The organism is Pseudomonas sp. SDO52101_S400 (assembly GCF_054071635.1).
This window is the reverse complement of record NZ_JBSVWF010000037.1, coordinates 16,725-41,597: the sequence shown is the minus strand read 5'-3', so window position 1 is coordinate 41,597 and position 24,873 is coordinate 16,725. Positions and strand designations below refer to the sequence as shown.

Below are 24,873 nucleotides of genomic sequence, written 5' to 3'. Positions count from 1 at the left end.
ACAATATTTGTTCAGATTCGTGACCGGAAACGCTGGCGCGCGCCGCAAACGCAGAGTCCAGACAGCAAAACGCCCGGCGTCTGCAAGAAGCAAAGGCCGGGCGCCGAGGGTGTTGCGCGGGGTTTTACTGTTCCTGGCTCACGCTGACACCAGCAAACTTGCTCATCAGGAAACCGACGAACTGCTCGACGGTCATCTTCTGGCCGTTGAACTCCACCTGATTGGCAGCGTAATGCAACTTGGTCGTCACATTGGTGCCATCCAGCGTTGCCAACTGCGAACCCACGGCCATGCCGGAGAACATGTCAGCGGCGGCGCTGGCCTGATCGACAATGGCTTTGGCATCGGTCTGGCCATCGACTTGCGCCTGCACGCTGAGCAGGTCCACCAGCATCGGCTTGGACACCAGCACGTTGAGGTCGAGCAGGGCGATCAGCTGTTTGCCCAGCTGGTCCGGCGGCAGATCCATCGAGGCCGGTTTGGTCAGGTCGAGCACCAGATTGGCACGGCTTTCACCGTTGGCGGTTTTCAGCGACAGATCTTCCAGCGCCAGTTGCGGGCCGGCCGCCAGCAGTTTCTGCAGGTCAGCCTTGACCTGGGCGGACTCGGCTTCGGTCAGGTTCAGCTCGGGCGCCGGCAGGCCGGCGGCAGAGGCTTCGGCGGCGGCTTTTTCGTACGGCTGCAGCTTGGTCTGATAGATCTGCATCAGCGACAGGGCCGACGGGATGTCGAGGTTTTTCAGACTCATGGCCAGATTGGCCGAGCCGATTTTCTTGTCGTTGAGGGTCACTTCACCGATTTTGTAGTCGGCGCGACCGGAAGCATTGGTGCCGTTTTCTTCGGTGAGGTTCTTCATTTCGAAGTTCTTCACGCCCAGCACGGATTGCTTGGCGCCGAAGGTGGTCTTGCTGCTGGTCAGTTCCAGGGTGTTCTCGCCGGTGTAGTAGCCGTAGCTGCTCTTGGCGAGGTTGCTGGCCAGGGTCAGGCCGTTGAGCTCGACCTGCACTGGCGCCTGGTCTTCAGCTACGGTGGTCAGGTGCAGACTGTCCATGTAGCCGTTGGCCTTGACCTTCTGCGCCTGGGCGCTGGCGGAGATGTCCATGTTCAGGCCGGAGAACTTCAGGCTCGACTGCTCGTCCAGCGCGGTTTCCAGTGGCAACAGTTCGATATTGCCGGTGGTGGACTGGTCGTAACCGATGTTGACCACACCCTTCAGTGGCGCGGCGCCCTTGGTGGCGGCGAACCATTTTTCGGTGATCGGGGTCTTTTCCAGCTCGTAGTGACTGGTGGCCATGACCGGCAGCCATTTCAGCGAGACCAGACGCGAGAACGGCAGCGGGCCGTGTTCGATGTGGTCGACGAACAGCAGCTCGACCGGCGCTTCGCCGAACATCTCGCCTTCGCCCTTGAGGCGATAGTGCGCGGTGCTGCTGAAGGTGTGGCGTTCCAGCGACACCAGCTCCAGCGACGCACTGCCATTGGAGCCGGCCATGGCGGTCTGCAACTCTTTGTTGGCGTCGACGACGGCGTTGTTGAGCACGCCTTCGATCTTGGTGCCGGTGTACCAGGCCCCGCCGACGCTGATGGCGCCGATGGCAACAACAATTCCGAGAAGCACGCCTGCTGATTTATTCATGAATGACCTGATCGATTTCCGTGGCTGAAGGTGTGGTCGTCTTCCGTGAACCCGTGACCGGGCCGTGGCACGACTCCGCTGAATTTAGCGGTGGAGATTAGCACTGGCAGCACGGAGCGGCCCAATGTTTAAAGGTTAAAGAGTGTCCATGGGGCATGGACAAACAAAAAGATCGCCGGGTTCGGCGATCTTTCGGGTGGTCAGGAATACTGGACCTCGATCTCATCGAGCTGATGATCGAAGCTTTTCAGCCGCGCGGTCCAGGTGTACACGAGCACCTCGAAATCCCGGTCGATCACCGCCCCGCCCGGCCCGTCGCCGCGCGGGTCGCAGAAATCCAGCTGATAGCGTTCGCGGGCCATGGCCGTGGCGACGTCGGACAATTCACGGGCATTGTTCAACCAGTGCCAGCCGTCATCGGCGACTTGTCTGTCGAGTGCCAGGCATTGTTTTTTCAGGGCTTCGAGGCTTTTTTCCAGCGGGGTGCCGGTGAGTTCGCCCATGACTTCGGCGAAGGTGCGCCCCGGTTGCCAGTAGCTGCCCCAGAAGTAGCGGTCGAACACGGTTTCGACTTTGCGCAGCGCGACTTTGGTGTCCCAGATCAGCAGCAGCGTCTTGCTTTGCTCAAGCTGTCTTTTCTTGAGCTTTTGCACTTGCACCAGCGACCAGGCCACCACCACGATCGCCATCACTGCGATCAACGCGGTCGCGCTGTCGAGGAAGACCATCGCCTTGTCGATCTGATGGGCCAGCATGATGCCGTAGAAATAGGTGGCGGACAGCAGCACCAGTGCGACCAGGGCGCACCAGAAGCCGAGAGCGTAAGGGTTTTTCATTATTGGTTTCCCCTAGACCTGCGCTAGCAATGTGCACTGAAAAGGCGCCTTGCTCAGGGCGCCCTTCCAACACTTCAAAGCATAGCAACGGCCTCAGGGTTTGCTGGCGCTCGAGGCTTGCGTTCGTCCGCTTTCCCAACCGCCACCGAGGGCGAGGAACAAATCGATCTGGCTCATGGCAACCTGGGTGTTGGCGGCGGCCAGTTGCGCGGTGACATCGGTGTAGGTGCGAGTGGCTTGCAGATCGGCAAGGAACGACTCGCGGCCCGCCTGGAAGAAGCGGTGAGTCTGGTCAGCGGCCAGCTTCGCCGACTGCTCGGCATCGGCCAGCGCATCGCGGCGTTGCAGCAGCGCGGTGTACTGGGCCAGACCGGTCTGGGTTTCGCGGATGGCGTTCAGCACCACGCCGTCGAAATGCGCCAGAGCGCCCTGGGTCGAGGCCTCGGCTTCACGAATCCGCGCCCGTGCGCCGTTGGTCGGCACCTTCCAGCTCAGCGACGGGCCAAAGCCCCAGCGGTTGGTCGACGGGTCGCCGAGGTCGGAGACAATGCCGACGGTGCCGATGGTCGCGCCGATGCTGATGTCCGGGTACAACTCGCCGGTGGCAATGCCTATACCGGCGGTCGCGGCTGCCAGTCGACGTTCGGCCTGGCGGATGTCAGGACGACGCTTGAGCAGCGCAGCACCATCGCCGACCGGCACCAGTTGAGCGATTTTCGGCAGTTCGGCGCAAGTCGCGGTGCCAGCCGGCAATTGCTCGACCGGTTTGGCCAGCAGCATCGACAGACGGAACAACCCGGCCTGACGCGCCGCTTCATAGCGCGGCATGTCGGCGCGCAAGGACTTGAATTGGGTCTGCGAGCGGGTGACCTGGGTTTCGTCCCCGCGCCCGGCATCGCGCAGACGCTGGATCAGCGTGGTGCTCTGGGATTGCAGGTCGAGGGAGTGCTGGGCGATTTCCCGCTCTTCGTTGGCCGCGCAGACCTGGGTGTAGGCCCGAACCACGTCGGCCACCAAAGTGATGCGTGCGGTGTCGGCAGCTGCCTGGGTAGCGTCGGCATTGGCTTTCGCCGCTTCGATCCCGCGCTGCAGGACACCCCACAGGTCGAACTGGTAGGACGCGCTGATGCCGATGTCGGCGACGTTGGCCACCGGGACTTTCTCCGGCAGCAAAAACGCCTGACCGGATTCCTGCAAGCGCTGCGCACCCATTTTCACGCCGCCGCTCCAGCCGCCGGCCGCCTCGGCCTCATCGACCTGAGCGCGGGCCCGCGACAGGTTCGCCGCCGCCACCCGCAGATCGGTGTTGGACGCCATGGCCTGCTGCACCAGTTGATCCAGTCGCGGATCGCGATACAACCGCCACCAGTCCGCCGGCACCGGCGACGAGACAACCGGCTTGCCGGCCACCGCCAGATCGCCCTGAAAATCCTTGCGCTGAATGGCCGCGTCACCCGGCAGGTGATAGTCCGGCCCGACCATGGAACACGCCGACAACATCACGCCCAGCCCGGCGATCATCAGGGCCCTGCTCATTTCGCGGGCTCCTGCGGCTGATCGTCGATGATCGACACCGTGGCGGTACGCCCGGCGATCATGCGGAAGTCGTCCGGCACGTCGTCGAAGGCGATCCGCACCGGAATCCGCTGCGCCAGCCGCACCCAGCTGAAGGCCGGGTTGACGTTGGGCAACAGGTTGCTGCCGCTCGAACGGTCACGGTCTTCGATGCCGGCGACGATGCTTTCTACATGCCCGCGCAAGCGTGCGCGATCGCCGATCACGCGGATATCCACCGACTGACCGACGTGGATGCCGTCGAGTTTGGTTTCTTCGAAATAGCCGTCGATGTGGAACGAATTGCTGTCCACAACCGAGAGCACTGGACGCCCGGCGGTGACGAATTCCTGCGCGCGCGGCGCACGGTCGTTGACGTAGCCGTCGACCGGGCTGCGGATCACCGAGCGGTCGAGGTTAAGCTGGGCACTGTCCACCGTCACCAGTGCTTCGGCCAGCGCCGATTGCGCACGGGCGACTTTTGACTGGCTCTCTTCCAGCTGTTCGGCTGGCACCAGATTACCCAGACCACGATTACGCTTGGCTTCACGCTGGGCCTGGGCCAGGGTTTCTTCGCGGTCGGCAACCGCTGCCTTGGCCTGACGCAACGCCAGTTTGAAACGGTCCTGATCGATGCTGAACAGCACCTGGCCACGTTTCACCAACTGGTTGTCCTTGACCTCGACCTGCTGGATCAGCCCGGACACGTCCGGGGCGATCTGCACGATGTCGGCGCGAATGTGGCCGTCACGGGTCCAGGGCGCGAACATGTAATACATCACCATGCGCCAGACCACGACGACGGCGAAAGTCACGATCAGCAAGGTCAGCATTACGCGACCGATGGTCAAAAACGGTTTTTTCATGTCATCAGGTATCGACTGAGTGAGTCCACGCCGTACAGCATCACGGCGTAGAGGGCCACGTTGAACAATGCCCGGTGCCAGACCAGACGGTAAAAATGCAGGCGTACGAGTACGCCATGTACCAGTACAAACAACACATACGTGATGCCCATCAGCACCAGCAGGGTCGGCAGGAAAATGCCGCTGATGTCCAGATCACCGATCATAGGGGCGCTCCTTCGGGCAGCGGTTCTTCGGGCTCGACGCTGGAAACGAATTCAACGCCGGGCAACAGCGCCAGACGCAAACCGCTCAAGGCGTGCAACAGGTGTAGTCGCGTTTCTTCATCGCCGTGGCCGTTGAGCGCGCGCCGGGTGCGGTCCATGGTCATCAGCAACGGGCTCGGTGCCGGCAAGCGTTCGCCGGCCTTGAGGCAGGCGCGGAAATATTCGCCGACCTCGGCCACCACCTGCTGCAACAGCGCATTCGGTACGCCGGTCACACGCGGTGTGTAGGCCAGCAGGTCGAGCAGGTTCAGGCCCACGCGCACTTCGCGCATGGCGATGCCGGTGTCCTGCCCAGTCAGCGCAAGCCTCGGCAGGTGCTGCATCAGGCGGTCGAGCAGTTGTACGCCCAATTGCCGGTGTTCGGCGAGGTTCGCCGGTTCAGTCATGTTGACGATGTCTTTCCAGCTGAAACGGGTCAGGCGCTTGGCTGCCAGTTCGGCGCCGAACGGCCGCGCAATCAACGTCCAGATGAAGGCGAACAACAAGCCCAGCGGACCCGCCAGGTTGGAGTTCGCGAAGGCGAAGAAGTCCGCGTCGTAGGCACCCTGAATACTGATGAACGACGAGGTGTTCACCAACGTCAGCAGCATGCCGAGGTAAAAGCGCGGCTGTACCGTCAGGGTGCCGACGCAGATGAACGGGATCGCAAACGCCAGCACCAGCATCGGGAAGTCATGCAGGTTCGGCAACACCAGAAACAGATACAGGCTGGCGAACAGTACCGACATCCCGGTCCAGAAAAAGAACCGGTAAATCTGCGGCGCCGGGTCGTCCATCGAAGCGAAGAAGCTGCACGACACCGCCGCCAGAATCACCGCGCTGCCGCCGTCGGTCCAGCCCAGCAGAATCCACAGTGTCGAGGCGACGATGATTGCCAGAATGGTCGAGGCCACCGAATACAGCATCAGCCCACGGTCGAGAAACGGCGTCAGGCGACCGAGGCGCCAGTGACGATAGACCGCGCGCCAGCTGTCCTGGCGTTCACACAGAATCGCGTCCTGCAGACTGCGACAGTCCTGCCACAGATCGATGAATTCACCGAGGCGGTACAGCGCGTTGGAAAACAGCAACTGTTTGCGATCTTCCAGGGCTTCGGCGCTGGGTTGCAAGGCTTCAAGCTGATCCCGCAGGGCTTGCCAGCGGTCGAGATCCGCGTCTTTGTACCCAAGCCATTCACGGGTGGCGATGAGCAGCGGCGCGAATTTTTCCACCAGTTCAGGCGTACGCCGCTCGAGGGCGTAAAGCGAGTCTTCCAGGGCGTCGATCACCGGCAGCAGGTGGATCATCCGCCCGCGCAGCTCCTTGGTGTTACGCACCGTCTGCGGCCGCGCGCCTTCGTGGGGTAGCTGGCCAATCATCAATTCGAGGCTGTTGAAACTGCCGACCATGGCCATGCGCAGGGCAGTGACTTCTTCGGGCTGCACGTCGCGGCTGAGGAATTTCAGGCTGTAGCTCGTCGCATCGGCGAACCACTTGCCCACGGCATCGTTGAACACGGGTGCCAGGCGCCGTGGCCAGAACATCGCGCCGACCACCGCCGCCACCGCGATGCCGAGGAAGATCTCTTCGGTACGCGCTTCCGCAACGTCCCACACTGCCAGCGGGTTATCCACTACCGGCAGGGCGATCAGCGGCAAGGTGTAGCCGGCGAGCATCAACGCGTAGTTGTTGGCGGTACGCAGATGCAGGGACAAAAACAGCAGAATCCCGGTCCACAGCGCAATGACCACAACCAGCACATACGGGCTCTGGACGAACATCGGCACGAACAACACCGCTGCGGCGGCCCCCAGAAAGGTTCCGATCGCCCGGTACAACGCCTTGGAACTGGTCGGCCCGAGGAACGGGCTGGAAACGATGTACACCGTGGCCATCGCCCAGTACGGACGCGGCATCTGCATCAGCAAGGCGATGTACAGCGCAATCATCGAGGCTGCAAACGTACGGATCCCGTAGAACCAGTCCCGGGCCGGAGGAATGCCGGAAAAAAAGCCGTTCACGGATAGATCACCGCTGGCGGGCTGGCCGCCTCAAAAGCTCTCAGTACTCGAAGCGTAGCCTCCAGATCACTCTGGTCGATGCCTTCGAGCACCTCATTACGCAGACGCACCAGCTCGACTTCCACCGCCTGCACCAGCTCACGGCCGGTATCGGTCAGGCTCAGGCATTTGGCCCGGCGATCCTGCGGGTCTTCAGTGCGGCAGACATAGCCGGCGTGACACAACTGATCGAGCAGCCGCACCAGCGAAGGGCTCTCGATCCCTGCTGCCTGCGCCACCTGAACCTGATGCACGCTCTCCCCCAGACGCCCGATCATCAAGAGCGGGACGGCGCAGGCTTCGGAGATTCCATAGTTGACCAGCGTGGTCTGGCAGATCTTCCGCCAATGCCTGGCGGCCACCACCATGGCACTGCTGATGTTCATCTGGAGGGCGTCGAGGGTATTCGGCACGAGGGAATGCACACACTGTTAGTTTGCTAACTATCAATATGGCATTGGAGGGGAAATTCAGTCAAGTTTTGAAACAAATTGGCAGACACGCCTTAACTCAACGTCGCTTGGCGCTCTCGTAAACATCTCCACGCTCACGCTTACCGACCGCGACTACCGAGACAACCACCCGCTCGTCGATCACTTGGTAAACCAGACGATAACCGGATGCCTTGAGCTTGATCTTGTAGCAATCAGGCATCCCATGCAGAGAGTCAGCTGGAATGCGAGGACGCTCCAGGCGCTCAGCCAGTTTCTTTTTGAATTGATCGCGCAGCGTATGACCCAATTTGTTCCACTCTTTGTGAGCGGAAGGCAGGAACTCGAGCTTATAGGTCATCCAGGCTTACCGGTATGGGAGCCTCATGACTGCGAGAACGAACAATTTCGGCCAGCTCGAGATCATCGAGCCGCTCCATCATCGCTTCGTAAACGTCAGCCGGCACCATGTAGCCCATGACCCGGTTGTGATTCAGGACAGCTACCGCTCCTCCGTGCGCGCCGTTGAGCACCGCAGAAGGATTCTTTTTCAGTTCAGAAACACTGACGGCCATATCGGCCAGCACACTTTGCATAATAAAAGACCTCAATTGAGGTCGTGATTCTGGTCTAAATTGTCATCACAGGCAACCGCATGAGTCGACCCAAGTTACGAACGGCAGACGGACCATTACCCCGCCCGCCCCTTCCTCAACATCACATCCAACTGATCCACCACCTCCGCCCAATCCGCATCATCGAGAATCTCGTCCCGCAGGAAATCCGCCTGGCTCTTGGTCCAGAAAAACGCATCGCACAGGTGCAGTTCGGGTTTGAGCGGGGAATGGGTGGCGATGAACTGGTCGATGCTGACCGGGTCGTTGGGCAAGCCAAGTTGTTTGAACAGGGATGGGAGGCTGTGTGTCGGATTTTCCATTGTTCTACTCCTTCGAAGACTCAGTGGATGAAAACATTTCGCGAGCAAGCCACATTGCCACAGGTTCATTGCAGAACCTGTGGGAGCGGGCCTGCTCGCGATTGGCGTCGGCACAGACGCCGCAAATCTACTGACTCAACTCCCGCACCTGGGCATGCGGCACCATTTTCAGGAACTCGGGCATGCTCATGTGCAGCAGGTTGTTGTGGTTGCCGGCCTCCAGGTAAATATCTTTTTGCCGGGTTACCAAGGGGTCGATGACCATGTCCAGCCCATACGAATCGCCCAGCGGCGGCACCGCGCCGCGTTCGCAGTCATCGAACAGGTGTGCCAGGGTACTTTCGCGGGTGATCTGCCACTCGCCACTGGCGCGCACTTTGCTCAGGTCCAGATGGCGGCTGGCGGGCAGCACGGCCATCAGGTAATGCCCGTGGTGGTCGTCGAGGATCACCGATTTGGCCACCCTGTCCGCCGGAATCCCCGAAACCCGCGCCGTTTCCAGGCTGCTGCTCGAGTGCGGATGGGAGAGGACGTCATATTCGCATTGCGCCCGGGTCAGGCTGCTTTGCACTTTTCTTGCCATACGCATGATGCACCTCGGTGCTCGCCGACGCTGCGCGGCGGGCGATGATGAACGTTGTTCCTGTCCTTGAAAGTCTAGTCGGGCACGCTGCGAGCGAAGGGAATTCCGCCCACTGGCGGCACGGGCAAGTTGATCAAAATTCATCCAGCCCCAGGCTCAACTAGACTGTAAAGAGAACCCCTGACTCTCCCGGAGGGTCGCGTGAACACCCGTCGCTGTGCGTTTGTCCTGTTGATGCTGCTGAGCGGATCGGCCGTGGCTGCGGAAACCCCGTTGCACGCCGTCGACCCCATCGGCCTGTGGCTGATCACCCTGGGTATCGCGTTCCTGATCGCCGAAGCCGCGCTGCCCAACTATGGCGTGATCGGCCTGGGCGGGATCGTCATGTTCGTGATCGGTGCGCTGATCCTGAGCAACGCCGAGCTGCCGGTGCCGATGATGATCGGCCTCGGGTTGGTCAGCGCCCTGCTGTTGATTGCGCTGCTGATCCGCGCCTTGAAGACTCGACCGCGCCGTCCAGTCAGCGGCGACGCCGGCCTGCTCGGCAGCGTGACGGCCGTGACGGTGGTGCAGCCACAGGATGCCCGCAACGGCTGGGTGCAATTGCAAGGAGAACGCTGGCAAGTTTTGAGCGCCACACCGCTGCATGCCGGGCAACCGGTGCGGGTAGTCGGGCGCAAGGGCTTGTTGCTGCAAGTGGCCGCGGCTGACGCGGCACCGCTCGGAGAGTGATCATGGGTCTGCAAATCGGTTTTGTCGCGCTGCTGCTGTTGCTCATTGCCCTGGCCGGCTCGACGTTCCGCATCCTGCGTGAATACGAACGTGGCGTGGTGTTCCAGCTCGGGCGCTTCTGGCAGGTCAAGGGACCGGGGCTGATCCTGTTGATTCCGGTGGTGCAGCAAATGGTCCGGGTCGATCTGCGCACCATCGTCCTCGATGTGCCGCCGCAGGATGTGATCACCCGCGACAACGTCTCGGTCAAGGTCAACGCGGTGCTGTACTTCCGGGTGCTCGACCCGCAAAAAGCGATCATCCAGGTCGAGGACTTCCTCATGGCCACCAGCCAATTGGCCCAGACCACCCTGCGTGCGGTGCTCGGTAAACATGAGCTGGACGAACTGCTGGCCGAACGCGAACGCCTGAATATCGACATCCAGCAAGTGCTCGATGCCCAGACCGACGTCTGGGGCATCAAGGTCGCCAACGTCGAGATCAAACACGTCGACCTCAACGAATCGATGGTGCGCGCCATCGCCAAACAGGCCGAAGCCGAACGGGAACGGCGAGCCAAAGTGATCCACGCCGAAGGCGAATTGCAGGCTTCGGAGAAACTCATGCAGGCCGCCGAAATGCTCGGCCGCCAACCGGGCGCCATGCAGCTGCGCTACATGCAGACTTTGAGCTCGATTGCCGGCGACAAGAGTTCGACCATCGTCTTTCCGTTACCGATCGAATTGCTCAAGGGGATGGCGGATCTGTCGGCCAAGTCGTAAAAGCTCCAGCTCTTCGTAAGGTGCTCGCGCACAACGTTCCACTTGTGTCTGCAACAGCGTGGAAGCCTCACGGCGTTTGCTTTCGCCATCGGCGACAAACGCCTGTGAGGGCTGTTTCGCATGCTGCGCCGAGCCTGCCAGCGCTTGTTCAAACTGCTCGGGGCTCAATTGAAAAAACCTCGCCAACCGCCCCGCCATCGCCCCAGGCAACTCGCTGTAATTCACCGCCAGCCCATCGAAATCAGCGCAGTGCAAGCGCCCCGCTTCCAGCAGACGTCCCAGCCTCCGGGCGATGAAATCCTCACGCCCTTCAAATGGCAGGTCGTCATCCAGCACACATTCGCCGAGCATCCCCGGCACCATGTGCATGCCCGGACGACGCAGATGCGAAACGGCGATTTCCAGCGGATCGCGATAGACAAACAACCATGGTGTATCGGGGAAGCAGTCGCGCAGCACGGGCCATTCGCCGATGTTCCACGCGTCGAGCTTGATCACCAGTCGTTGCTCCATCCCGCGTCGGCGCTGACCGTAGGCCGAGAGCAAACCCATGATCGCCGCACGACGCTCGTCGGCCGGCAGATCGCTGCGCAGCAAGGCATCGAGGGGCGGCGGTTCGGAGATCACGATGTGATCGTCGAGTCGGGCGAGCATCTGGCTGATCAGCGTCGAACCGCAACGAGAGGCGTGGAGAATGAAAGCGCTCGGCGCCAGGCCAGGACTGAGCGCCTGCCAATCCGCGAGCGCCGACAAGGGTGTTTGCCGGCGAAACGCCTGATTGAACGGCAGCCTCAGCGCTTCTTCCACCGCATCGCGGAAAAAAGGCTGATGCAGTGGCGTATCGCCAAACCAGCACCAGTCCACCTGCCATTGGCCGGCGCTTTTCCAGATCCGGATCGGCAGCCAGCCGTCGAAATTCAGGCTCGCCATTGTTCATTCCATGACCGGCGCCCGTTGCGCATCGCCGCGTGCAGTTCTTCCCGGGAGAATGACAAGCCGCGCTCGGCGGCCAGCGCCAGTGTCTGGCTGATGAACGATTCGGGATCGCGCAGTCCCTGCAAAGCAGCCGACAACGAAGGATCCCCGGCCAGCAGACGCTGAAAGCGCTGCAACGCCGAATCCTCGGCGTCAGGCTGCGGCGTACTCGACAAACCGTCGGCAATCATCTGCTCCAGCCAGGCGCCGGGACGGCAATCGAGAACCAGATGAATGCGTGCTGTACTGTCGCGATTGTCGACCCGATGCGGCCGAGCGAGGTCGAGAAACCAGCACTCGCCCGCTGACATCGGCATGCGCAGACCGTCGAGCCAGAAGTCCACGGCGGGCGGGCTGAGCAGCGGGATATGCAGGCGCAAGTCGGCGTTCTCACCGTCGAGATCGTAGTCACGATGTTCGTGAATCTGTCCGCCGGGGCCAAGTCGCAGCAGTCGCGCACTGACGATTTCCAGCGGCAGATCCTGCAGCGCTTGCTGCCAGCGAGGGTCATTCAACCAAGGAGCGCGTTGCACGGGATCGGCGGTGCCGGGCGACAGTTCGGTCAGCGCATCGGATGCGGAAATCAGCGCGACGCCGCTCCAGTCGCCCGCGAAATAGGCCGTGTTGAAATGGCCGCGCCAGGCATCGTGTTCAATCGCCGCCAACGCCTGCAACAGCAGCGGCAGATCCACCGCTATCGGCAACCGAGAAAACGCCGGACGGCTCATGTCCTGGGCAACACCGCGGATTCGCCGAGCCAGGTCAGCAAACGATCAAGGCAAGCCTCGACCGTCAGTGTTCCGGTATCGAGCACCAATGAAGCCTGAGCCGGAGGCTCGTAAGGTGCCGACACACCGGTAAACCCGGCCAGCTCGCCCCGTCGCGCCCGAGCGTAATGCCCTTTCGGGTCGCGCTGTTCGCACACCGCCAGCGCCGCACTGCACCAGACTTCGCGATAGTCATAACCCAGGCGCTGCGCGAACACTTCGCGCAACTCCACCAGCGGCGCGATCATCGCCAGAATCACGATCTGCCCGTTCTCCACCAGCAGCGCTGCCAGCTCACTGGCCCGGCGGATGTTTTCCAGCCGGTCGGCATCGGTGAATCCCAGATCGCGATTGAGTCCGACGCGCAGGCCATCGCCGTCGAGCACCAGACTTTGCAGGCCTCGCTCGAAGAGTTCGGCATGCAGCGCCTGAGCCAGGGTCGATTTGCCCGCCGCCGGCAAACCGGTCAGCAACACGGCCGTGCCGCGATGGCCATTGCGGGCCTCGCGCTGTGCACGGCTGATGCTGGCGGTCGGCGCCAGCACATCACTTCGCGGAGGCATGGGCCACCGGCACCGAAATATCCCCCGACGCCCACGCTGCTTCACGGTTGGCCAGCGCCGTGGCGATCGACTGCACTTCGGTCGACTGCACCTGATCCGGCAACGGATCGAGCCCGGCACTGGCAAAGATCTGACCATAGGCATTACGCAGATCGGCGTAGGACAGGTCGCGACGCAAGTCCGCTTGCAGGTTGTTCAGTTCGCCCTGGATCAGATCCAGTTCGCCGATGCCCGCCGCCTGATGGCGATTGCGCAACTGACCGACGATTTGCCCGTCGATGTCCGACAGTTGCTGGTTGGTCTTGAACTGACGCAGCGCCTCCTGATAGTTGGCGTTGGCCACGTACAACTGCGCCAGTACCGCAATCGACATGGCCTGACGGCGCGCGGTGGCAACTTCTTCACCGGCCTTGGCTACGTCGATGGCCGCCGGGGCGGAGATCACGTTGAACAGGTTCCAGGTCACTTTCACGCCATAGTCGGCCCAGCGGTCGTTCACCAGGAACGAGTTGCTGTCGTAGTGCCCGCCGGCGGAAAACTCCAGGCCCGGCAGCATTCGCAACATGGCCTTGCGGGTTTCGGCGGCGCTGATTCGGGTCTGATAATCCTGCTCACGCAGTTCCGGACGGCTGGTCAGGGCTTCCTGTTCCAGTTTGGCGATATCGACTTTGAGTTCCGGGATCTGATAACCGTCGTCGGTGGCCAGCGTCAGGTTGGTGCCCATCGGCAGGTTGATCAGGGTCGCCAGTTCGGTTTTCGCCAGCGACAACGCGCGGCGCTGCTCTTCCAGCTGCCGGGTGGCTTCGATCAGCGAACGCTGGTAACCGAGGGACTGCACCGGATCACCGATGCGCTGCTCGCTCATGCTTTCGCTGTTGCGTCGGGCAGCGTCGACCCGCGCCATCAGGCTGTCGATCTGCTTGAGCAGACGTTCGGCCGCCATCGCTCGCCAATAGGCCGAGCGCACGTCCTGAACGATGGTGTTGATCACCTTGCGCCGGCGCTCCTGAACGATCAGACGCTGGTCGCCCTGTTGTTTGGCGTTGATGTAGCTGACACCGAAGTCGAGGACGTTCCAGACCATGGTCAGGTCGGCGACGTTGCGGTCGCGGTCCTGGGAAGTCGACGGTTCCAGGGACTGGGTGCCGGTGCGCACGCTCTGGCTGCTGGAGGCGCTGACGTTGTTGCGCCCGACGTAACCGGCGTCCAGCGCCATGCGCGGCAGCATGTCGAAACTGGCGAGGTCGAGCTGCCGCTTGGCCAGCGCTTCCTCCATGATCTTCAAGCGACCTTCGAGGTTGTATTTCACGGCACGGGCCATGGCCTGGTGCAGCGTCAGCGGACCGCGCAGCGGTTCCTGGCCCTTGTACATGGTTTGCAGGTCGGCTCGGGCCCGTTGCTCACTGACGCTGCGTTCGATCGGTTCACTGGTGACTGCACATCCGCTGATCGCCAGCGCCAGCAGGCTGGCGCCGAACAACTTCTGACTTTTCTTCATCCCTGGATCGCCCCTAGGTCCCGCACATTGTTGAATTGTTATGGTTTATCAGGCCGATATTTCGCTGATGCCGACCTGTTGCAGAGCTGCGGCCAGGTTGTCGACCCGGTGCTGCTCGCTGTCCTTGATCTGTTGCAGTTGCTGACCGAGGGTCGGCGCACCGAAGACACCGCGCAGGCCTTGGGACACATCCCCACCCCGGATCGAGTGGCTGTCGAAAGCGTTCAGCGAATCCCGCTCGGCGCCGCTGTCCTGATTGAACAGGCTCGACAGCGTACTGGTACCGAACACTCCGCCATCGCCGCCGCCGAATCCGAGGAAGCCATGGCCGGAACCGTCACCGCCGCTGTCGCTGCTGGTGAAGACCTGGGCAATGAAACTCGGGCTCAACGCACCGTGGTTGATGAAAATGTCGCCCAGTGGACGGATGCCGTTGCCGATCACCCGTTGTTCGAACAACGGCGCAAAAGTCAGCGGTGAGCCGAGATCGCCGGTGGGCGGTGTGAAGACGATGGGTTGCAGAGGGACGTTCGGCAGTGGCGGCGCCACAACCGGATCGCTACTGCGGAACTCCGGATCCGGCGTCACCACGACTGACGGTGAAGTCGGTGGCACTGCCGGCACCGTATTGATCACGTAATTGCCGGAACTGCTGACACCGCTGCCGCTGTTCCCGGACAGATCGCTGACCCCGGCGCTGTTCACGCTGATCGCATTGCTGGTGCTGTTGACGTTGGCATTCGGCGTCAGGGTCGCGGTCCAGGTCTTGCCGCCGTCGCTGCTGCTCAGGTTGGACAAGGTGCCGTTTGCCACGCTGAGGTCCGACAGATCGAAACCGGTCACCGCTTCGTTGAAGGTGATGATCACCTGCGAGGTCTGGCCGACGCCCAGGTTCGGATTGGCGACCACAACAGTGGCGGTCGGCAGTTCACTGTCGAGGGCATAGTTGTTCGACACGGCCACCGTGCTGCCGGCGTTGCCCGCCAGGTCGGTGACGTTGCTGGTGTCCAGGGCAATGAAATTGCTTGGGTCGGTGACATTCGCGGTCGGTGTGAAGGTCGCAGTCCAGGTCTTGCCGCCATCGCTGCTGGTCAGGTTGCTCAGGTCACCGTTGGTCACGCTCAGGTCCGACAGGTCGAAATTGCTCACCGCCTCGCTGAAGGTGAAGGTCACCGTGGTGCTCTGACCGATGCCCAGATGCGGGTTGGCGACCACGATGCTCACCGTCGGCCGGGAAGCGTCGAGGATGTAGTTGTTGGAGATCGCGATGCTCGCCCCGGCGTTGCCGGCCAGATCCTGGACACCTGCGGTGTCGATCAGAATCAGGTTGGTCGCGTCGTTGACACCGGCTGTCGGGGTGAAAGTCGCCGTCCACGTCACGCCGCCGTCACTGCTGGTCAGGTTCGACAGTGCTCCGTTGGCCACGCTGATGTCCGACAGATCGAACCCGCTCACCGCTTCACTGAAGGTGATGGTCACGGTGGTGGTTTCACCGATGCCCAGGCGATTGTCGGCGACCACGATAGTCGCGGTCGGCAGCGCGGTGTCGATGGCGAAATTGTTGGAATCGGTGGTGCCGATGCCACTGTTGCCCGACAGGTTGGCCACCCCGGCGTTATTCAGGCTGACCAGGTTGGTGGCGTCGGTGACATTGGCCGTCGGGGTGAAGGTCGCCGTCCAGGTGATACCACCGTCGCTGCTGCTGACATTGCTCAACGTACCGTTGGCAATGGTCAGGTCGCTGTTGTCGAAGCCACTGACCGCCTCGCTGAAGGTGATGGTCACCAGCGAGGTTTCTCCGGCCTTGAGCGAAGTGTCAGCCACCACGATGGTGGCGGTCGGCACTTGGGTATGGATCTGATAGTTGGCCGAACTGGTGGTGCCGGTACCGGTGTTGCCGGCCAAGTCGGTGATGCCGGTGTTGTTCAGGACAATCAGGTTGGTGAGGTCGGTGATGCCGATATTCGGCGTGAACGTGGCCGTCCATGTAATGCCGCCGTCGCTCGACGAAACGTTGCTCAGTGTGCCGTTGGCAACGCTCAGGTCGGAATTGTCGAATCCGGTCACGGCCTCGCTGAAGGTGATAGTCACCAGTGCGGTTTCGCCGGGACGCAGGTCACTGTCGGTCATGACAATAGTCGCCGTCGGACGCTGACTGTCGACCGCATAGTTGTTGGAGTCGGTGGTGCCGCTGCCGGCGTTGCCCGCCAGATCGGCGATGCCGGTATTGTCCAGCGTGATCAGGTTGGTAGTGTCGGTGATGCCTGCCGCCGGGGTGAAAGTCGCCGTCCAGGTAATGCCGCCATCGCTGCTGCTCACCGCGCTCAGCGTACCGTTGGCGATGGTCAGGTCGGCGTTGGTGAAACCGGTGACCGCTTCGCTGAAGGTGATGGTCACCAGCGAAGTCTGGCCGACGCCGAGCGCGGTGTCGGCGACCACAATGGTGGCGGTCGGACGCTGAGTGTCGATCGAGTAATTGTTCGAGTCGGTGGTGCCGCTACCGGCATTGCCTGACAGGTTTTGAACACCGGAATTGTCCAGCGTGATCAGGTTGGTGGCGTCGGTGATGTTGGTGGTCGGTGTGAACGTTGCCGTCCAGGTAATGCCGCCGTCGCTGCTGCTCACCGCCGATAACGTGCCGTTGGCAATCGTCAGGTCGGCGTTGGTGAAACCGGTCACCGCTTCGCTGAAGGTAATGGTCACCAGCGAGGTCTCGCCGATCTTCAGACTGGGGTCGGACACGATGATGGTCGCGGTCGGCACTACGGTGTCGATGGTGTAGTTGTTGGAGTTGGTCGTGCCGCTGCCGGCATTGCCCGCCAGGTCGGCGATGCCGGTATTGGCCAGCGCGATCAGGTTGGTCGCGTCGTTGACGCCCACGTTCGGTGTAAAGGTCGCGGTCCAGGTGATACCGCCGTCGCTGCTGCTCACCGCCGTCAGAGTGCCGTTAGCCACCACCAGGTCGGCGTTGGTGAAGCCGGTCACCGCTTCGCTGAAGGTGAAGGTCACCAGTGTCGTCTCGCCGGCCGTCAGGTTGCTGTCGGCGACCACGATGGTCGCGGTCGGGCGCTGGGTGTCGATGGCGTAGTTGCCGGAATCGACGGTGCCGCTGCCGGCGTTGCCGGCCAGGTCAGCGACGCCGGTATTGTCCAGTGTGATCAGGTTGGTGGCATCGGTGATGTTGGCGCTCGGGGTGAACGTCGCGGTCCAGGTAATGCCGCCGTCGCTGCTGCTGACCGCGCTCAACGTGCCGTTGGCGATGGTCAGGTCGGCGTTGGTGAAGCCTGTTACCGCTTCGCTGAAGGTGATGGTCACCAGCGAGGTTTCGCCGATTTTCAGGTTGTTATCGGCTACCACGATCGTCGCGGTCGGACGCTGGGTGTCGATGGCGTAATTGTTCGAATCGGTGGTACCGGTGCCGGCGTTGCCGTTCAGGTCAGCGATGCCGGTATTGTTCAGCGTGATCAGGTTGGTCGCGTCGGTGATGCTGGCGGTCGGCGTGAACGTCGCCGTCCAGGTGATGCCGCCGTCGCTGCTGCTGACCGCTGTCAGCGTGCCATTGGCGATGGTCAGGTCGGCATTGGTGAAACCGGTGACCGCTTCGCTGAAGGTGATGGTCACCAGCGAGGTTTCGCCGATTTTCAGCGCGGTGTCTGCGACCACGATGGTCGCGGTCGGCCGTGCGGTGTCTATGGCGTAGTTGTTGGAGTTGGTGGTGCCGCTGCCGGCGTTGCCGGCCAGATCGACGACCCCGGTGTTGTCCAGGGTGACCAGGTTGGTGGTGTCGGTGATGTTGGTGGTCGGCGTGAGCGTGGCGGTCCAGGTGATGCCGCCGTCGCTGCTGCTCAGGCCGGTCAGGGTGCCGTTGGCCACTGTCATGTCGGCGGTGGTGAAACCGCTGACCGCTTCGCTGAAGGTGATGGTCACCAGCGAGGTTTCGCCCGCCGCCAGATTGCTGTCGGCCACGACAATGGTCGCGGTCGGCCGCACTGTGTCGATCACGTAATTGGCCGAATCCGTCGTGCCGCTGCCGGCGTTGCCGGCCAGGTCAGCGATACCGGTGTTGTCCAGGGAGATCAGGTTGGTGGTATCGGTGATGCTGGCGGTCGGGGTGAAGGTCCCGGTCCAGGTGATACCACCGTCGCTGCTGCTCACCGCGCTCAGCGTGCCGTTGGCGATGGTCAGGTCGGCGTTGGTGAAACCGGTCACTGCTTCGCTGAACGTGAAGGTTACCAGCGAGGTATCGCCGATCTTCAACGCCGTGTCGGACATCACGATGGTCACGGTCGGGCGTGCAGTATCGATCGCGTAGTTGCTGGAACTGGTGGTGCCGACGCCCGCCACGCCGTCGCTGATCGCATTCACTCCGGTGTTGTCGAGGGTAATCAGGTTGGTGCTGTCGGTAATGTTGTTGGTCGGGGTGAAGGTCGCTGTCCAGGTCAGGCCGCCGTCGCTGCTGCTGACCGCTGTCAGCGTGCCGTTGGCAATCGTCAGGTCGGCGTTGGTGAAACCGCTCACTGCCCGGCTGAAAGTAATGGTCACCAGCGAGGTTTCGCCGATTTTCAGCGCTGTGTCCGACATCACGATGGTCGCGGTCGGTGGTTCCACATAGGCGGTGTTGAGCGTGCCGCCGTTGTTGTAGATCGCCGCGAAGGCCAGCGGTACAGAGCCCGTCACACCGCCGCCCAGTTCGGCGCCACCGGCACCGCTGCCGGCCGCGTTGCCAGTGATGGAGCTGAAGTTGGAGGCCGTGATCAGCACCGTGCCGCCCTGGTTCCAGATCGCGCCGACACCTCGTCCGCCGTCACCGCCGTTCAGATTGTTGCTGCCCTGACCGCTACCGCCACCGCCACCACCACCCGCACCGATGTTGTTGCTGATGACAGACGTGCCGACGATTTTCAGGGTGCCGGTGGAGGCGTTGTAAATGCCGCCAGCCGCGTTGCCGCCTGCGCCGCCGACCTTGTCCCAGCCGGAACCGCCACCGCCACCGCCAATGGAAATGGTGCCGTTGTTGGCTGTGCCGCCGTTGCCGCCATTACTGTAATAGGACACGCCGACACCGCCGGCGCCGCCCGTGGTGGAGCCGCCGCGCCCGCCCATGTGCGTCGCGTCGTAACCGCCACCGTAACCGCCGACACCTCCGCTGCCGGCCTGGCCGCCCAGCGTACCGGTGCCCGGCCCGGCAGTACCGCCATGGCCGCCGCCCTGACCGCCAAGACCACCGCCACCACCACCGCCGCCGCCGTAGTTGGCGCCCGTGACGCCACCACCGCCGCCGCCACCCGCTGCCGCGTTGCCGGTGACCGAAACGTTGTTCAGGGTCAGGATGCCAGCGTTGAAAATCCCGCCGCCCATAGCGCCGGTTGCGCCGTAGCCGCCATTGCCGCCGTTGCCCGAGACCAGGCCCCGGGTGATCACCAGACCATCGAGCGTCACCGTACTGCCGGAGGTGACTTCAACCACCCGGGTCTTGTACTGGCCATCGAGCGTAACGTCGGCGACACCGTCGTTGTTCAGGTCACCATCGACCGTGATGCTCTTGTTGATCAGCAATTCCGAAGTGAGCTGCACCGTCATGCCGGTGCTGAAGGTCACGATGTCGCCGTTCTGCGCAGACGCCAGGGCTGCGCGCAGCGAGCCGACGCCGGTGTTCGCATTGTTGGTGGCAGTCCAGGTGGCGAGGCCCCACTGGTATTCGCTCATCGACAGGGTCGACAACACGTTGGCGCTCTCGATCTTGCCCGTGGCGATTTCCAGATCCCAGTCGCCACCCACGCCGGTGCGGTTGTTCGAAGCCGCCACGTCGCGGCCGGTCAGTTGCGCCAGGGAATCGACGAAACTAAGACCGCGGTCACCCTCGGCGGTGTAGCAGCCGTAGATCAGGATGTCGCCGCCGACGTTCATGTCCTTGCCGATTTCCGCCAGCACCGCGCTGCGTTGCGCGACGTTGTCCGCCGACAGATAGCTGTTGCCCAGCCACAGGTCACCGGCATTGCCGTGGGCAATGATCTGCACCGAGCTGACGCCCGAATGCTGGTCGAGATAATCAGCGATCTGCTGCAAGCCGTCCTTGCTCGCGTCGAGCTTGACCACCTGCGTGCCAGGAGCGACGCCTTTGAGCAGGCTGTCGGCATCCTTGACCCGAGAATCGACGAACACCACGCTCTGGCCCGGCACGGCGACCGGACTGGCGGCAGGCGTGGCATCGGCCTGGCCGTGGGTGTCCTTGCTCGCCACCGGATGATCGGCCGTCGGCGCCTTGGCCGCATCGGCAGTGGGATGGCTATCAGCCTGGGCGGCTGTGTCAGCGACAGTGGCCGCGACGGCGCCGTCGAACAGCATGCGCGGTTCCAGCGACATGATCAGCGGCGCAGCCAGCGTCCGTTGGCCTTCGGTTACCCGCGACTTTTGCTTGCTCCACCACATGTTGCTCACCCGGACTCGAACAGTTGTAAACGCATCAATGAAAAACGCCGCGATCAACTGATCGCGGCGTCGGACTTCATACGAATCACATTGGCAGCGCTGGCTGAGCCATCGAGCCAAAAGGACAAATCGGCGTATTGCTTGAACAGGTCCGGCGGCAGAATCGTGCGCCGGGACTGCAGGGCGACCTTGGGTTTGACCTTGTGCAGACCGGCCACGCCAAGGGCCTGGTCGAACTCTGGCGCGTCATAGGCCAGGTGCTCGAAATCGTGCTCGAACCAGGGCTCGCCGATGAAGTCGTAGACCAGCCGCAGCACGCGCTCCGGGGCCTGGGTCAACAAGTCGTAATCGACGATCAGCAGCGAGTCGGCGTGTTCGCCGTAATAGGCTTCCTTGAGCGCTGCCCAGGCAAATCCCACCAGGCGATTGCGCTGGGCCAGGGTTTCGCAGCGGCTGTAGACCGTATTGCGCTCGACGGCATCGCCGAACAGCTTGGTGTTTTCATAGGGATTGGCGCGGTACAACCGTTCCAGGCTGTCCATCACCCACGCGACGTTGCGCACGCAGGCGATGACTTTGGCTTTCGGGAACAGGTCGTTGATGGCCGGCAGGCGCGAGCTCCACTGCCGATTGGTGTCGAACACCACCGGTTTGTCGGCCTTGTCGGCGTAGTAGGAGTCGAACAGCCCGCGCAGCAGACGACGGCGCATCTCGGTGTCGATCACCGCGCCGAATTCGCTGCCGGCGCTGCATTGTTCAAGGACACCGGAGAACAGGGCGCCGACCGGGCTGGTCATGCCGGCATGAAAGCGCGGGTTCTGCAGAAGGATCGCAGAAAGCAGGGTAGAACCTGAGCGCGGCAAGCCGGAGATAAAGTGGAACTGCTGCATCCCTTCACCGTATTTGTAAGTCCTTTTGTCCGGTGAGCGTAGTCCAACAATACCCTTTCGACTAGTAGTGTTTTGATATCAAAATAGAGCAAAACGGACTTGTACGACCATTTTTTATCGCGAACAGTTAGGTGAAGCGTTTAAGTCATTTGCCGTTGGTACGATCGTCCTTTTCCAGAACGAAAAGTCGCGCTTTCGCGCCGCCGGCCTGGGTCTGATCACGCAACTGCCAGGTCGGCGGCAAGGGCACGAAAGGATCCGGTACTTCCACGTCCAGATCGCCGATCAACCAGACCCGGGCACTGTCCTTGGGCAGATCCCCCAACCGATCCAGATAGACATCATCGGATACCAGCGTGCCGAAACCGTAGTGGTTCGGACGCGTCGAGCGACCATCGGCGGCGGGCGGTGTATACAGCCGCACTTGAGCGTCAGTGCGGTTGTAGTAGACGTAACTCAAGTACCAGAGCATGTCGCTGGTGATGATCCGGTCACCGCTGACGAAGTGGCGGTTGATGTGATCGACCATGACGTTGAACTGGTCGTGTGGGTCAACCGTGGCATTGGTGTTCACACCCACCATTTCGACACCGACGAACGACACCAGCACCGCCACCGCCAGCACGCGAGCGCGGCTGTACAAACGGTCGATGGCCAGCGCCAACAGCATCGGCAACCCCAGTGCGTAGGCGGTCAGGTAGCGCTCGATGAACACCGGGCTGATGAATGACACGCCGAACACCAGAAACAACGGCACACCGGTGTAGAGCGCCAGCAACACACTGCCATGATTGACGCTGCGGTCGCGGGCGATTGCCAGGCCGGCCAGCACCAGCAAGGCCAACGGTACGCCGCAGAACAGCAGCAAGGGCAGGTGATCACCCTCGTTCTGGATCAGCCACAACCAGATCATCGACGGCAGCGAAGAGAGGGTCACCGGGTCTTCCCAGCCGACATCGCCACCGGCCTTGAGCTCTTCCATGTGTTGCGTCAGATCGAGCAGGTTCGGCAGCCACGGCAGGTAAAGCGCGACGATCGCCAGATTGGCCAGCCACCAGTCCTTGCGCTGGATATGCCGCAGGCGATAACCCGGCAGCAGGCGGATCAGCCCCAGGTACAGCCAGTGGCTCAGTGCCGCCAGCACCGCGAAATAATGGGTGTACAACGCGGCGCTCATCAGCAGCGCATAGATCACCAGATACCGGCGACGCTGCGGGCGCCTGACCCAGCAGATCAACGCCAGGGTGGTGGCGATCAGCAGCAACCCGAGCAGCGAGTACATGCGCACTTCCTGGCTGTAGCGCACCGCAGTCGGCAGCAGCGCCAGCAGCACCCCGGCGATGATCGCGGCACGACGGGTGGCCAGCCGATCGACCAGGCACACCCCCAGCCCGACCGTGGCAATGCCAGCCAGGGCGCTGAGGCTGCGGATCGACAGGATGCCGTCGCCGAACAACCCGATCCAGCCATGCAGCAGCATGAAGTAAAACGGCGGATGCACGTCGAACGCAGCGTGTTCCCAGATGCCGCCCAGTGAATAGTTCGCCAGCAGCAGGCTTGAGCCTTCATCGCCCCAGATCGCAGCGGCGGTCAGGTCATAAAAACGCACGACCGTCGCCAACAGCAAAATCGGTATCAGCCACTGCTGGCGAGCCCAGCGCAGCAAACGCCGGACACCTGCATTCGGTGCGGCAAACGGGTCCTGGGTATCCCCCAGCGGAGTCTCGCGACGCGCTTCCATCAACCTTCCCTTACGGTATTCCAAGTAAAAAACAGGGCCATTCGTTGCGCACACTGTAGGCCAGAGCCGAAGCCGACGCGCGGCCACGACGACGTCCGGCAAGTCCGTCGATCCGGGTCTACGCTACGGCTTGGCGTGACCTGCCCGCGCAAATGGAAGGAGTCAGTAAAGCGTTTCGACCTGCCCGGCAGTAAAGGCTACCGCGCGGCGCGCCGACCACATAACAGAAGGATGAGGAACCATGGAAGTCTTTATGGGTACGATTCAACCGTTCGCCTTCAACTTCGCTCCCAATGGCTGGGCCTTGTGTAATGGGCAGACGCTTTCCATTGCGCAATACAACGCGCTGTTCGCGTTGCTGGGCACTTTCTACGGCGGCAACGGCACGACCAACTTTCAGTTGCCCAACCTGCAAGGTCGCACGATGATCGCTCAGGGCGCCGGACTGGGGCTGACGCCACGTGTCATCGGTGAAGTGTCCGGCACCGAAAGTGTGACCGCCACCATTGCCAACATGCCCAATCATACGCACGCCATGACCGGTCTCACCGCCAACACAGCCTTGAAACTGGCCGTGCCCGCGAGCAATCCGGCGACAACGCCAACCGCTACCAACTCGTACATCGGCGCCTCCGGTGGCGGCCCAGGTTCGGCGAACATCTATTCGGACGCCCAAGGTGCCACGCCGGTTCCCATCAAAGGCCTGACCACCACCGTCACCGGGGACATTTCCTCCACAGGTGGCAGCCAGCCACTGGGCATCATGAACCCTTATCTGGTCCTCAACTTCAGCATTGCCCTGAACGGCCTCTTCCCTTCGCGCAACTGAACAACCGCCGGGGGCTTCGGGCCCCCGGCCGTTTCTCTCGTCACTGGAGTCAGACCATGCTGCAAGCGGTTCAAATCCAACACGCCCAGGCATTGCTGGGACAACAACACACGCTGCACCTGCCGGATGGCACAGCGCTGCCGATTCAAATCGAATACCTCGAAGAAGTCCCTGCGGCAAAAACCCGCTACAGCGAACGCATGCCCTTCTGCCTCGAATTCAACAGCCTGGTGCCGACCGAGTTCGTCGACGGTCTGTGCGCATTGGAGCTGCCGGAGCTCGGGCGAGTGGAGGACATCTTCGTGTCGCGGGTGCCTGCGATGGGGCGGGATCCGCAGTTGGGCTATTTCTGTATTTCCTTCAACTGATGCGCCACCGTCCCCCTACAAAATCTGCGCGAAACAACGTAGGAGAAAGATGTAGGAACAGCACTAGAGCCTTGTAATCCGGGCACTTAAACCGACTTTATTGGGAAACGTCCGACATCATTTCCCGGATGACCTTGTTAGCGTTGTTCCGAATCCGTCACAGGACAAGGAA

General features: G+C 62.1%; 22 protein-coding genes. 4 read left to right on the top strand and 18 right to left on the bottom strand.

Annotation, left to right across the window (positions count from 1 at the left end):
* Positions 1-124: 124 nt before the first annotated feature.
* From ACW9HX_RS18970 to ACW9HX_RS18920, 11 genes are all read right to left on the bottom strand, one after another.
* On the bottom strand, positions 125-1,636 hold the full coding sequence (locus ACW9HX_RS18970) for a YdgA family protein (protein ID WP_457381774.1): 1,512 nt from the start codon (positions 1,634-1,636) through the stop codon (positions 125-127).
* A gap of 200 nt (positions 1,637-1,836) precedes the next feature.
* Complete coding sequence (locus ACW9HX_RS18965; RefSeq protein WP_457381773.1) at positions 1,837-2,472, bottom strand: NADH:ubiquinone oxidoreductase subunit N; 636 nt, start codon at positions 2,470-2,472, stop codon at positions 1,837-1,839.
* Between the two features lie 93 nt (positions 2,473-2,565).
* Positions 2,566-4,008: an efflux transporter outer membrane subunit gene (locus ACW9HX_RS18960; RefSeq protein WP_457381772.1), complete on the bottom strand. Its 1,443-nt coding sequence runs from the start codon at positions 4,006-4,008 to the stop codon at positions 2,566-2,568.
* Positions 4,005-4,892: an efflux RND transporter periplasmic adaptor subunit gene (locus tag ACW9HX_RS18955; RefSeq protein WP_457381771.1), complete on the bottom strand. Its 888-nt coding sequence runs from the start codon at positions 4,890-4,892 to the stop codon at positions 4,005-4,007. The genes ACW9HX_RS18960 and ACW9HX_RS18955 overlap by 4 nt, the downstream gene beginning before the upstream one ends.
* Positions 4,889-5,098 carry a DUF1656 domain-containing protein gene (locus tag ACW9HX_RS18950; protein ID WP_457381770.1) on the bottom strand — a complete coding sequence of 70 codons (210 nt, stop codon included), beginning with the start codon at positions 5,096-5,098 and terminating at the stop codon, positions 4,889-4,891. The genes ACW9HX_RS18955 and ACW9HX_RS18950 overlap by 4 nt, the downstream gene beginning before the upstream one ends.
* On the bottom strand, positions 5,095-7,158 hold the full coding sequence (locus ACW9HX_RS18945) for an FUSC family protein (protein ID WP_457381769.1): 2,064 nt from the start codon (positions 7,156-7,158) through the stop codon (positions 5,095-5,097). Before ACW9HX_RS18945 ends, ACW9HX_RS18950 begins: the two co-directional genes overlap by 4 nt.
* On the bottom strand, positions 7,155-7,583 hold the full coding sequence (locus tag ACW9HX_RS18940; RefSeq protein WP_457381768.1) for a MarR family winged helix-turn-helix transcriptional regulator: 429 nt from the start codon (positions 7,581-7,583) through the stop codon (positions 7,155-7,157). The genes ACW9HX_RS18945 and ACW9HX_RS18940 overlap by 4 nt, the downstream gene beginning before the upstream one ends.
* 124 nt (positions 7,584-7,707) lie before the next feature.
* Positions 7,708-7,989 (bottom strand): type II toxin-antitoxin system RelE family toxin, encoded by a 282-nt coding sequence (locus ACW9HX_RS18935; RefSeq protein ID WP_457381767.1) that lies wholly within the window; start codon positions 7,987-7,989, stop codon positions 7,708-7,710.
* Positions 7,979-8,224, bottom strand: coding sequence for a type II toxin-antitoxin system Phd/YefM family antitoxin (locus ACW9HX_RS18930; RefSeq protein WP_457381766.1), 246 nt, complete (start codon positions 8,222-8,224; stop codon positions 7,979-7,981). Before ACW9HX_RS18930 ends, ACW9HX_RS18935 begins: the two co-directional genes overlap by 11 nt.
* Before the next feature lie 95 nt (positions 8,225-8,319).
* Positions 8,320-8,565 (bottom strand): DUF2789 domain-containing protein, encoded by a 246-nt coding sequence (locus ACW9HX_RS18925; RefSeq protein ID WP_085712632.1) that lies wholly within the window; start codon positions 8,563-8,565, stop codon positions 8,320-8,322.
* A 127-nt stretch (positions 8,566-8,692) separates the two neighbouring features.
* On the bottom strand, positions 8,693-9,154 hold the full coding sequence (locus ACW9HX_RS18920) for an aminoacyl-tRNA deacylase (RefSeq protein WP_457381765.1): 462 nt from the start codon (positions 9,152-9,154) through the stop codon (positions 8,693-8,695).
* Positions 9,155-9,349: 195 nt separating this feature from the next.
* On the opposite strand from ACW9HX_RS18920, the gene ACW9HX_RS18915 reads away from it, so the two are divergent.
* Entirely contained in the window at positions 9,350-9,880 is a 531-nt protein-coding gene (locus ACW9HX_RS18915; RefSeq protein ID WP_457381764.1) for an NfeD family protein, read from the top strand.
* 2 nt (positions 9,881-9,882) lie between these two features.
* Positions 9,883-10,641 carry a slipin family protein gene (locus tag ACW9HX_RS18910; protein WP_457381763.1) on the top strand — a complete coding sequence of 253 codons (759 nt, stop codon included), beginning with the start codon at positions 9,883-9,885 and terminating at the stop codon, positions 10,639-10,641.
* Here the strand turns inward: ACW9HX_RS18910 and ACW9HX_RS18905 are convergent.
* The 7 genes from ACW9HX_RS18905 to ACW9HX_RS18875 all read right to left on the bottom strand — a co-directional run bounded on the left by ACW9HX_RS18905 (position 10,591) and on the right by ACW9HX_RS18875 (position 23,504).
* Entirely contained in the window at positions 10,591-11,571 is a 981-nt protein-coding gene (locus tag ACW9HX_RS18905) for a sulfotransferase family protein (RefSeq protein WP_457381762.1), read from the bottom strand. The genes ACW9HX_RS18910 and ACW9HX_RS18905 overlap by 51 nt on opposite strands.
* Positions 11,559-12,344, bottom strand: coding sequence for an aspartyl/asparaginyl beta-hydroxylase domain-containing protein (locus ACW9HX_RS18900; RefSeq protein ID WP_457381761.1), 786 nt, complete (start codon positions 12,342-12,344; stop codon positions 11,559-11,561). The genes ACW9HX_RS18905 and ACW9HX_RS18900 overlap by 13 nt, the downstream gene beginning before the upstream one ends.
* A complete protein-coding gene (cysC, locus tag ACW9HX_RS18895; protein ID WP_457381760.1) occupies positions 12,341-12,946 on the bottom strand; it encodes an adenylyl-sulfate kinase in 606 nt (201 codons plus the stop codon). Before cysC ends, ACW9HX_RS18900 begins: the two co-directional genes overlap by 4 nt.
* Positions 12,930-14,444, bottom strand: a complete 1,515-nt coding sequence (locus ACW9HX_RS18890) for a TolC family protein (protein WP_457381759.1) — start codon at positions 14,442-14,444, stop codon at positions 12,930-12,932. The genes cysC and ACW9HX_RS18890 overlap by 17 nt, the downstream gene beginning before the upstream one ends.
* A 48-nt stretch (positions 14,445-14,492) precedes the next feature.
* Positions 14,493-20,873, bottom strand: coding sequence for an Ig-like domain-containing protein (locus ACW9HX_RS18885; protein WP_457381758.1), 6,381 nt, complete (start codon positions 20,871-20,873; stop codon positions 14,493-14,495).
* Positions 20,874-20,926: 53 nt separating this feature from the next.
* Complete coding sequence (locus tag ACW9HX_RS18880; RefSeq protein ID WP_457381757.1) at positions 20,927-21,763, bottom strand: sulfotransferase family protein; 837 nt, start codon at positions 21,761-21,763, stop codon at positions 20,927-20,929.
* A 145-nt stretch (positions 21,764-21,908) separates the two neighbouring features.
* Positions 21,909-23,504, bottom strand: coding sequence for a glycosyltransferase family 39 protein (locus ACW9HX_RS18875; protein WP_457381756.1), 1,596 nt, complete (start codon positions 23,502-23,504; stop codon positions 21,909-21,911).
* Positions 23,505-23,745: 241 nt separating this feature from the next.
* On the opposite strand from ACW9HX_RS18875, the gene ACW9HX_RS18870 reads away from it, so the two are divergent.
* Both ACW9HX_RS18870 and ACW9HX_RS18865 read left to right on the top strand, forming a co-directional pair.
* Positions 23,746-24,333: a phage tail protein gene (locus tag ACW9HX_RS18870; RefSeq protein WP_457381755.1), complete on the top strand. Its 588-nt coding sequence runs from the start codon at positions 23,746-23,748 to the stop codon at positions 24,331-24,333.
* A gap of 56 nt (positions 24,334-24,389) precedes the next feature.
* Positions 24,390-24,701 (top strand): DUF6916 family protein, encoded by a 312-nt coding sequence (locus ACW9HX_RS18865; RefSeq protein ID WP_457381754.1) that lies wholly within the window; start codon positions 24,390-24,392, stop codon positions 24,699-24,701.
* The last annotated feature ends 172 nt before the right edge of the window (positions 24,702-24,873 follow it).